General features: G+C 61.9%; 9 protein-coding genes and 1 pseudogene. 2 read left to right on the forward strand and 8 right to left on the reverse strand.

The annotated features are described in order from the left end of the window. A partial coding sequence (locus QOI01_RS02205; RefSeq protein ID WP_526378176.1) for a CoA transferase occupies nucleotides 1-364 on the forward strand: 364 nt, incomplete at its 5' end. An 85-nt stretch (nucleotides 365-449) separates the two neighbouring features. After that, a pseudogene (locus QOI01_RS02210) lies at nucleotides 450-1,091 on the forward strand (acyl-CoA dehydrogenase family protein); the annotation flags it as partial. Nucleotides 1,092-1,190: 99 nt separating this feature from the next. Here the strand turns inward: QOI01_RS02210 and QOI01_RS02215 are convergent. The 8 genes from QOI01_RS02215 to QOI01_RS02250 form a co-directional block, all read right to left on the reverse strand. Beyond that, on the reverse strand, nucleotides 1,191-1,739 hold the full coding sequence (locus QOI01_RS02215) for an NADPH-dependent FMN reductase (RefSeq protein ID WP_526378190.1): 549 nt from the start codon (nucleotides 1,737-1,739) through the stop codon (nucleotides 1,191-1,193). A 960-nt stretch (nucleotides 1,740-2,699) separates the two neighbouring features. Continuing rightward, nucleotides 2,700-2,909 (reverse strand): hypothetical protein, encoded by a 210-nt coding sequence (locus QOI01_RS02220; protein ID WP_526378178.1) that lies wholly within the window; start codon nucleotides 2,907-2,909, stop codon nucleotides 2,700-2,702. A gap of 142 nt (nucleotides 2,910-3,051) precedes the next feature. Further along, entirely contained in the window at nucleotides 3,052-3,999 is a 948-nt protein-coding gene (locus QOI01_RS02225; protein ID WP_526378180.1) for a DUF5996 family protein, read from the reverse strand. A gap of 56 nt (nucleotides 4,000-4,055) precedes the next feature. Then, nucleotides 4,056-5,060, reverse strand: a complete 1,005-nt coding sequence (locus QOI01_RS02230) for a pirin family protein (protein ID WP_526378191.1) — start codon at nucleotides 5,058-5,060, stop codon at nucleotides 4,056-4,058. A gap of 246 nt (nucleotides 5,061-5,306) precedes the next feature. Then, complete coding sequence (locus tag QOI01_RS02235; RefSeq protein ID WP_526378182.1) at nucleotides 5,307-6,821, reverse strand: CoA transferase; 1,515 nt, start codon at nucleotides 6,819-6,821, stop codon at nucleotides 5,307-5,309. Then, entirely contained in the window at nucleotides 6,818-7,786 is a 969-nt protein-coding gene (locus QOI01_RS02240) for a 3-hydroxyacyl-CoA dehydrogenase family protein (RefSeq protein ID WP_526378184.1), read from the reverse strand. Before QOI01_RS02240 ends, QOI01_RS02235 begins: the two co-directional genes overlap by 4 nt. Nucleotides 7,787-7,801: 15 nt before the next feature. After that, on the reverse strand, nucleotides 7,802-8,560 hold the full coding sequence (locus tag QOI01_RS02245; protein ID WP_526378186.1) for a YncE family protein: 759 nt from the start codon (nucleotides 8,558-8,560) through the stop codon (nucleotides 7,802-7,804). A 325-nt stretch (nucleotides 8,561-8,885) separates the two neighbouring features. Continuing rightward, nucleotides 8,886-10,156 (reverse strand): KUP/HAK/KT family potassium transporter (locus QOI01_RS02250; protein WP_526378188.1); only part of this gene is annotated, 1,271 nt, incomplete at its 5' end.

The raw sequence follows: 10,156 nt of genomic DNA on the forward strand, positions 1-10,156 counted from the left end.
TGAGCGGCCCGCGTTCCCCCCGACCCACGTCATGAACGACTACATCGCCGGCTACCTCGGCGCGGCCGGCATCCAAGCCGCCCTCATCCGCCGGGCCAAGGAAGGCGGCAGCTACCACGTGCGCGTCGACCTGGCCCGCTGCGCAATGTGGTTCATGTCCCTGGGCAAATTCGACCAGAACGCCGCAACGCCGACAGGCGAGCAGCACCAAATCCTGGCCCCGGACAGCATTACCGCGCAAACCCCGTACGGGGAACTCGTCCGACTCGCCCCACCCGTTGAGTTCTCCGAAACCAGGCCCTACTGGCGACACCCCGTACTGGTGGTGCGGGGGTCAAGCAAGGCGCAATGGAGGGACAGCTGACTCCTCGAGTTATGCGCAGCAACAGTCCCGAGCGCGCGCTCAGGCTGTCGACCGCTGACCCCAGCCGACCATTTCCCCTCACTTATCTGACGTCGGATCGGCGCGGACGAAGGCGATTGACCAAGGTGACGGCCTCTGGCACATCGAGGGCGTGAAAAGCTTCATCACATCAGGCGATTCCGATGACCTGTTTGAGAATATCGCGCATCTTGTGTTAGCCCGCCCCGCCGGAGCCCGCGGGGCACGAGAGGGCTGAGCCTGTTCCTGGTGCCTCCCGACCCGCATACCCGGCGCGCCAGGAGCTCGAAACGGCGTCTTCGCCAACGGCATTGAACACAAGATGGGCCTGAAAGCATCTGCGACGACCTTCGGACAGCACGACATTCCTTCGGTTGGCTGGCGTGTCGGCGGCACCCACGACGGCATTTCACAAATGTTCAAGATCATGGAATTCGCGCGAATGATGGTGGGCACCAAGGCTCCACGCATCAGCACGATCCAGCACGCCGACGTCCGCCGGTCGCTGTTGAGGCAGAAGGCCTACGCCCTCTACCTCTATGCCGCGGCCCATCAAGACCCCGTCTCGGCCAAGATCGTCTCGGGTGCCGCACAGCTCCTGCCAATCGTCAAAGCTCTCGGCTCAGAGCGCTCCTATCAGCGTTTGACCGAATCACTCCAAACCTTGGGTAATTCTGGCTACCTACAGGACTATCCGATCGAGCAGTTCGCCGGGCTTGCGGTTGATAGCCAACCCTATCGCCACCCGCGGGTTCCACCCGCTCGCGCTCATGGCCCAACCCGAGAATGCTGGAAGCCCCGCCGCTTGTCAGCTGACGCGCGGCAGCACGGTCAGGACACGGTCCACGAACACTTCGAACGCCTCGATGAAATCGCGTAAGAACTCCTCGGTTCCCTTGTCGGTGACCTCCCCCGCTTCGGTGATCAAGCCGGGAGTGAACTGGATGTAAGCCTCCGGCGACTCCATCAATGGCGAATTGCAGAAGGTCAGCACATTGCGCAGACTCTGCTGCCCGACAGCGGTTCCGATCTTGCCCGGGGAGGCGCCGATCACCGCCGACGGCTTATGCGCGAAGGAGTTCGTTCCGTGCGGACGGCTGGCCCAGTCGATAGCGTTCTTCAGACCGCCGGGGATGCCCCGGTTGTACTCGGGGGTTACCAACAGCACAGCGTCCACTGCGGCGATCGCATCCTTGAGTGCTCGGCCCGCCCGCGGGTAATCAGTGTCGAAGTCGCGGTTGTACAACGGAAGAGCCCCTATCGGAATCTCCACGAACGTCAGCTGACTGGGCGCCAACCGGATGAGCGCCTTCGCAAGGGTGCGATTGATTGAATCAGTTGAAAGGCTGCCGATTATGTAGCCAACCCGATAGCCGCTCGTAGGTTTCCCCGCTTCCGTTCCGTTCTACATGGTCAACTCGAGGCTGCCGGAGGCCGTGCCTCCTGTCGACGTCGACGTATACATCGTCGGCGACCTTTTGCGGTGCCCGTGAACAACGGCCCTCTCCACGCCTGATTGGTGTGGCATCGGTGTCTTCACGATGTTCGCCGCGACAGTGCGGAGGCCACTCAGACTGTTCGGAAACATCTCGACGGCTGACCGCCGCAACGGCGATGCTTTGACGGTATCGACCAGAACCAAGGAGCCGACTTGATGCCCTCGACAGACCGACGCCGCATGGCCTACTACCGGGCCGATGCGCGTGGCCTCAAGTTCGGAGACGCAGCCACCCGGACGTTAGACCCGCTCGATGGCAAGGAATACACGTACGCGACAACCCGGGTTGATTTAGCGCGCGCGATTGCCGCAAGGCACGCTGATTTCTGCGTTTACCGCGTCACACTCGACGAGCCGATCGAGGCAGACCCTGGCGCTGCTGCGGACAACCTTGGTGAACTGTTCGTCAGGTCACCGTGGGGCGCGGTCGCGGATGTTGTCGATGACAAAGAAGGACGACTCCCTAATAGCCGCACGACTCCGTCGAAAGTCCCGTGCATCTTTCACCCTAAGCGCGGCCGACCTTGTCGACACGTGGTCACGGCCAATCGCGTATTCGTCCGCTGCCGCTGACGTCAATTAACCCGCGAATGCCATTTCGCCACCACGCATCATGGGTGCCGTCCAGCGACGAACATGTCAAACAAACCAAACCGGCGACCGCGATAGCCGCCATCGACAATCACCCGCCGCGGATGTTCCAAACGATCCGCCGATCAACGCAGTTGTGAGACCTGATGACTTGTGGCACGCCGACGCGTAGCCGCCATCGGACCAGATATGACACGCCTCCCGCATGCCTTCTGGTCAGCGCCTCTTCTAGTCAGCGCGGTGTTCCGCGACGTACTCTTTCGCAGCTTTCGTCGCAAATTGGATGGCATGCATCTGATGGTCGGCCGCCATATGCGCCTGATCCGCTGCTGCCACAAGATCTTTCAACTCGTGAAGCTTCGCGGCTTCGCGGTGGTGTCGCGCCGCGTGCTCGTGGTGTTCGGCGGCCCGCTGGTGGAGATCGCTCAGCATCGACATGGTGATTCCTTCTCGGTCGTGGTTACGGCTCTAGCCCATTTTGGTGTCTGGCGGCCACGGGAGTCACTGTTCGGTAGTCCACGATATGTAGCTCGTCAGTGGCCGCCACGACATCGCGGCATCACCGTCATCGCCCAAATGACTAACTGCCGCGCGTGGACCGCAGCAGGCGGTCGGGGTCGCATTCGAGTGCGCCGCGGTCCCAGCCGCCAACTTCGGCGGCCGCCTCGTACGTGGTCTGTAAGAACCGGGCGACAGCGCGGTCTGGGTCGTCGGCGGTGCTCACGGCCTCATAGGGCAGCAGGAACTCCTTGATCTCGTGACTGTAGTAGGCGGTGTCTGGTTCAACTCGGTGGGCGGAGTAACCGTCCGGCTCAGGGTATGCGTAGGAGTAGAACGCGCCCTCCTTGCCGCCTCCTGGCCAAAATCCACAGCTGCTGAGCTCCCGTGAGTACCCCTCAACCATCACCCAGTCCGGGCAGTTGGCGGCGCCTCCCGGATGAGCGGGTGCGACCCGCCCGGAAAATCGTGTACACGCCAAATCCATAGCACCCCAGAAGAATTGGACTGGACTGGCCTTTCCGACGAACCCCGCGCGAAAGTTTGTCATGACTCGGTGGGCCTGCACCAGTTGCTGCCAGAACGAGCGTGCCGCATGCGGGTCGTATTCGGCGTGCCGATAGTCCTCAGCGAACCGGATAGCGGGATCTACCTCGTTGGGCTTGCCCACAATGTGTGTTTCGATGCCGAGCCTGTCAAGCGCCGAGAGCATCTCTCCGTAAAACTCGGCGACAGGTCTGGCCGCCAGCGGCACCGCCTCCTGACGGCCGTCACTGAGCCGGATTGCAAGCCGATGGTCGACAAAGTCGAACTCCATGTCGAATACCTCATTCCAGTATGGAACGGCGCCGGTGGTCAATCCCCGTGGACTGACGTACAACGTCACTTGCCACCAGTGGTTTATCAGCGGCATATGAGCCATGCGGATTTTACCGACGATCTGGGTCCACATATGCAAGGTGTCGCGGGTGGCCGTCCAGTCGTCCACAGCAAGGGACGGCCAGTCGTAGGTTCGCGCCGGACCGTTCATGTCGTTCCCTTCACTGCCGTGGACGATCCGAAACGGCGACGCGAGGTCATCGAACTTCAGATCCCGGTCTGCTCGGTGCGTATCGGGGCCGGGTCGGGCACGTGGGGCATCAGGGCGTTAGGCGGAATCTGACCGAACAACCCGGCCTCGAAGTCCTCAAAGGCCTGCCCCAGTTCGGCCTTGGTGTTCATCACAAAGGGCCCATACGCCGCGACAGCTTCGCGAATGGGCCTGCCCCCCAAGATAAGCAGCTCCAAGGCCGGAGTCGTTGAGTCCTGGAGGGCATTGGCACGGACCTCGAACCAATCGCCCCGGCCGAATACCGCCAGCTGACCGTCGTGCACCGGTCGCCCCGCGGTACCCACGCGCCCAGCGCCGGCAAGAACGTAGACGAGCGCATTGAAGGACGGATCCCACGGCAATTGCAACCGCGCGCCCGGCGAAACGCTCCCATGGATCAGCGTGATGGGCGTATGCGTCGAGCCCGGGCCTTGGTGGCCACCGACCCCGCCGGCAATCACCCGAACCAACGCGCCCGCATCGGCGGACACCGCCAGCTTCACCGCGGCGGCGTCGATGCCCTGATAGGCCGGCGAAATCATCTTCTCCTTCGCGGGCAGATTCACCCACAATTGCACCCCATGGAACAGACCGCCTGACATCACCAAGTCCTCCGGCGGCGTCTCGATATGCAGGATCCCCGAACCGGCCGTCATCCATTGGGTGGCTCCGTCCTCGATCATCCCACCGCCCCCATGCGAGTCCTGGTGCTGAAAGCGACCGTCGATCATGTAGGTCACGGTTTCGAACCCCCGATGTGGATGCCACGGTGTGCCTTTGGGCTCACCGGGCGCGTAGTTCACCGCACCCATCTGGTCCATGTGCACGAACGGATCGAGCAGCGCATGTGACACCCCGGCAAAGGCCCGATGGACGGGAAAGCCTTCGCCTTCAAGCCCGGTCGGCGCCGAGGTGACGCTCAACACCGGACGCTCAGGAACTCCACGCTGAGGCCCGTCTAGCCGCGGCAACCGCGAATAGTCGGCCGTTACAGCAGGCATGATCAACTCCTCGTCAGGTCATCTTCTCATGGCGATCCGGCGCGAATGCCCTTTCGACGCGTTCGCTGAGGTCCCTTTCGGCGTTGCACCAATACTCGAACGCGCGTTGCACGACGCGGTCAGTGACTCCGTTGTGGAGGGACCGGACAATGTCGTTCACCAAGCGTTCCCGCAACGTCTGTATCCGCCTTGTCGCATTGGCCATTTTCGACAACACCGGGCCGACAACGAAATTCGAGATCATTCTCAGGTTTCCAGCCATTGTGGCTTCGATGAACCGTGCGGCGCCAACACCGTTCGGTATGCCTCTTTCGTCCGCGACATGACCACCTGGTCCGTCATTCCCTGGTAGGTGCCGAGCGGAGTCTCTGCGGTGAACAGGTCGGGAGCGACATACCTGTGCTCGTCGCTCGATCCAGCGGTAGCTGCGGCATACTCCTTGTCGAAAATGCCAAGCGAAAGCAGCCAAAGCACGGTCCGGGTCAGAGACACGACGACTCGATAGCTGCCGCCCTCCGTCGCGCGCCTGCGCAGCGCCTCGAGAATGCCGGCCGTTCCGAGCCAGCCCACCACGTTGTCGCAAATAGGAACAATCACCGGCGATTTGGGAAAGGTGGGCGTCCCTTCATTACAGAACACGCCCGATACCGCGGCGCCGATCTCATCGAAGCCGGGACGGTTCGACCACGGTCCTGTGTCGCCATGAAGGACGACCTTGGCATGGATCAGCCCGGGCTTCTTCGCGCATAGCTCCTCGGCAGTCAGACCTTTTCGCTCCAGATAACCGGGGCGCTTGTTGGCGAAGAAGACGTCGGCATCCTTCAGCAGGTCGTCGAACTTGGTGCGATCTTCCTTGGAGCTATCCAAGATGGTGGAGCGCATCCCGACCTGTACATCCCAGGCGAAGGCCTCGACCTCGGTGGCGTTGGGCCGCCAGATGTTAAGGACATCCGCGCCATACATGGCGAGGTCCCGACCCATCGCCCCTCCCGCAATCACATGGCCCATTCCGCACGCGCGAATGCCGTCCAGGGGATTCGTTCCGCCCTTCGCGAAGGGCATGGGCTCGCTTTCACCGATCTTCTCCACCGTGATCAAGGGCATCGTGGAGAGGACTTCGGCGTATTGCGGCTCATCAAGAAACTCTTCAGTGGTTCGTACCATCGCAAGCACAAGACCTTCTTCTGCTGCGGACGCCTCCAAATCGTCTGCACGCCATTGCAATATGGCGTTCTCGATGGATGCGAGGCTGTCCGTGCACCTTAGAAACTTGAGCGTATCCGTCTTCGATCGAGGATAGAAATCCAAGGCGACAACGTAGCGCCCGTCACGTGTCTTGTGGAGGATTGGAAGTTCGAGGAACGGGTTGCCCGCGAATCCGCCCATGGCAGGAGGACGTCCGTTCACGGTTTCCCATTTGCCCTCAAAGAAACCACAGAAGCGGCGAAGCGATTTGCGAACGTCGATGTGGATGTCCTGTGCTTCCCCGGTTCTCGCGCGCCATAGGGCTGCGGCGGCGACAGACTTCGCGGCCAGGCTGATCGCGGCCATTGCACCAAACCGGTGCGGGCTCGAGATGATCGGGTCCTGCCCGTAGAACGAAAGTCGTCCTCCACTGTACGCGACAGTCATTCCGATGTCGCTCAGTACGTCGTTCGTGTTCGCCATCAGATCGAACTCCGATGAACTTGCCGGATAATTGCGTGTCGATTCGAGGTCCTCGGTCAGACAAGATGCCCCTGCCGTGAATGCGGCACTCACGCCGTTTCCCTCTTCGCCGAGGGCGCACTCGCGGCATTCGCTCGCAGCCGAAGAAGTCCGATGATTACCTCGTTCTCGTCTCGAGCGAGCTCGTCGACCGAGCGTCCCGCGGCTTCGCGCATCACACCATCAACGATGGTTCGCTTGAGTTCGGGAGTTACCTGGGGGTCTCCGAGAGTCTTCATCATCGCCGCAAGCGGGTCCATGAGCTGCTCCATGAAGTGGTTAATGCCGCCCGCTCCCCCGCCCAAGTGCCATTGCAGGCTTTGGCCCATCACACCCCACCGAAGTCCGGGTCCGTAGCTAACAGCGGTGTCGGCTTCCTCGACGCTCAGCACGTCTTGTTCAATGAGATGAAGCATCTCCCGATAAAGCGCTGCCTGTAGCCGGTTGGCCACGTGTCCGGGCAGTTCCTTGCGCAGATGAATGGGCTTTTTGCCGAGGGAAGCGTAGAAACGCATCGCTTGCTGGATGGCTTCGGGCGACGTCTTCGTCCCGCCAACCACTTCGACAAGTGGGACGATGTGGGGCGGATTGAACGGGTGGCCGACGATGACCCGCTCCGGGTTCTTGCAGGCCGATTGAATCACGCTTGGCGTTATCCCCGACGAGCTCGAGGCGATGATCGAATCGACGGGCGTCGCTTCATCGATGTGCGCGAACAACTTCATTTTGAAGTCGGGTCGCTCAGGCCCGTTTTCCTGGACGAAGTCGGCCGTCGCGAACGCCTGATCCGAGTCCTTGGTGAAGCTCAAGCGGTCGCGCGATGCGCCCGGCGACAGGCCGATCTCTTCGAGCTCTCCCCAGGCCTCGTCGACATAGTTGCGCAAATTTGCCTCAGCGTTTGGAGCCGGGTCAGTCGCAACGACGTCTAGCCCGCGCGCCAAGTACTGAGCCGCCCAACTGGCGCCGATGACGCCCGTACCGACCACTGCAACACGACGAATTGATTTTTCGAATGACACGATGATGTCTCCCTTTCAAGAGATTTCGGCATATGCGATGCCGGTCAGGTTTCCTTGAGCGACGAGCAGGGCTTTCACATCCGATCCGTCGAGCTTGGCCACAAGGACGTTGCCCCCGAAGTCGGTGACAAACATTCGGCCGCCCTTGAGATCCAGGGCGATGCCGATTCCTTCCATCAAGTGCGTGAGCACGATCTCAGGGGCGGGCCGGCCCATCGCATCCGAATCCATCGGGGCACGATTCACCGTGTTGCCGCGCGGCGGGTCGCCTCGATCGGTCCAATACATCACGCGGTTGTTCGAATCGAGGTCCAGATCGATCGGCTCCGGAAGCCCGTCGTAAAGAACTTCGATGTCTGCTCGATTAGACGCCGTCTGTCCTCTGGGAACGTCGATGCCGGCGCGGCAAATGCGGCCCTTGCCTGCGTTGTCGGGACCCTTTTGCGTCCAGTAGAGCTTGCCGCCATCGACATCGATGGCCACGCCCACGCACCACCTCGATGCGTCGGGTCCCGGTCGCGGGTCGCCCTGACTCGTTTCCACGACGGTCTCGACCTTGGAGCCGTCGAGATTGGCGCGCATTACGCGCATGCCCTCGCGGTCGCACCAGTACAGCTTTCGGCTCTTCATCTCGAGCTGGATCTGCTTGGGAGTGAACGCCCCACCTTGGGGAACAATTGTCCTGCGATTCCCCCCATCGAGGTCGGCGCGTTCGATGGAGCCGTCGTTCGCCTTGGGGTGCCCCATATTGGTCCAATAGATGTGCCCTGCCACGACGTCGACGACGATGCCGTCGGGAAATCTGCACCCGGTGACGATGACCTTGCGGTCGGAGCCGTCCGAATTGAGCGAGACGATTCGGTCGTCGCTGAGCTCAAGGAGGAACAGGCGACCCACTGCGGCTGTGTCGCCGGAGGCACGTTGCGGTGTCTGCTCTTGTGCGCTGACCATGTGCTTTCACTCCAAGTAATCGTTGGGATCCGGGCCGAGTGCCCGATTCACCTCTGCACCACGCAATTTCATTTTTGTGCGAGCCGCCGACGATGTCGCTGTGATTGGGAACAGCGATCGCCGTCAACGGTTGTGCGCAGTGCCACCGTCAAACCTCGATCCGTGACCCTACGATCAAGGTCTGGTCTCGGGGCAGGCCGAAGGACTCGGCGGCATCGGCGCTCAGCTTGGACGTGGCGATGAAGAGGTTCGTACGCCATGCGGGCATGGTCGGCGCCTCGCCCTTCGTCAGTTCGATCTTCGACAAGAAATAGGAAGCGTCATCGATCGCGATCGATCCCTCGGTCTTCGTCGGCTCGAGCAGGCGTAACGCGTGGCGGACGTCAGGCGTTTCCATGTACCCGAAACGTACGGTCACGTGGATGATTCCGTCGTGAGTGTGGCCGAGCGGATCGATCTCGATGCGCTCGGAGTCGCCGACCCGCGGGACCGGCAACGTATCGATCGTCACGATCACCACGTGCTCGTGGAGAACGTCGTTGTGTTCGACGTTTGCACGCAGGGCCAACGGCGCGGTCTTGTTGCCGCGGTTGAGAAAGACCGCCGTGCCAGGGACACGCAGTAGCCCGCGGCGGCATGGTAGTCGATCGACGAACGCCTGCAGTGGTCCCTCCGCCATCTCACGCCGGCGGGTGACGATCGTGCTGCCGCGCTGCCACGTGATCATGACGGTGAACGTGGCAATCGCGATCAGCAGCGGCAGCCAGGCGCCGTGGACGAGCTTGGTCAGGTTCGCCGCCACGAACAGCAGATCGACACCCAGCAGTGCGCTGCCGCCAATGGCGATCAGCCACAGTGGAACCCGCCATCTCGTGTGGGCGATGTAGAGGAACAGCACGGTCGTGATGGTGATCGTTCCGGTCACCGCCATTCCGTAGGCATAAGCCAGTGCCGCCGAGCTGCGGAAGGCGAACACGAGGATCAGGACCGCCACCATCAGCATTCCGTTGATCCATGGCATGTAGACCTGACCGATCGTCGACGCCGAGGTGTGGACCACCCGCAACCGAGGGAGGTAGCCGAGCTCGATGGCCTGCGACGCCAGCGAGAAAGCTCCCGTGATCACCGCCTGCGACGCGATGACCGTCGCGGCGGTCGCCAGCAGCACCATGGGCACCCGCGCCCAGTCCGGGGCGAGCAGAAAGAACGGCGCACTGATCGTGGCCTTGTCGGCAATCAACAACGCACCTTGCCCGAGGTAGTTGAGAGCCAGCGCCGGGAGGACCACAAACAGCCAGGCCCGGGTGATCGCCTTGCGGCCGAAGTGGCCCATGTCGGCGTAGAGCGCCTCCGCGCCAGTGACTGCGAGCACGACCCCGGCCAACGAGAAGAACGCCATCCCGAAGTTCCCCGCCATGA

It is taken from the genome of Mycobacterium sp., assembly GCF_032162605.1.
In the GTDB taxonomy this organism is placed as follows: Bacteria; Actinomycetota; Actinomycetes; order Mycobacteriales; family Mycobacteriaceae; genus Mycobacterium.

Excerpts from the sequence above, each read along its gene's own strand:
- QOI01_RS02230 (WP_526378191.1), bottom strand. The coding sequence starts at position 5,060 with ATGCCTGCTGTAACGGCCGACTATTCGCGGTTGCCGCGGCTAGACGGG.
- QOI01_RS02220 (WP_526378178.1), bottom strand. The coding sequence starts at position 2,909 with ATGTCGATGCTGAGCGATCTCCACCAGCGGGCCGCCGAACACCACGAG.
- QOI01_RS02225 (WP_526378180.1), bottom strand. The coding sequence starts at position 3,999 with ATGAACGGTCCGGCGCGAACCTACGACTGGCCGTCCCTTGCTGTGGAC.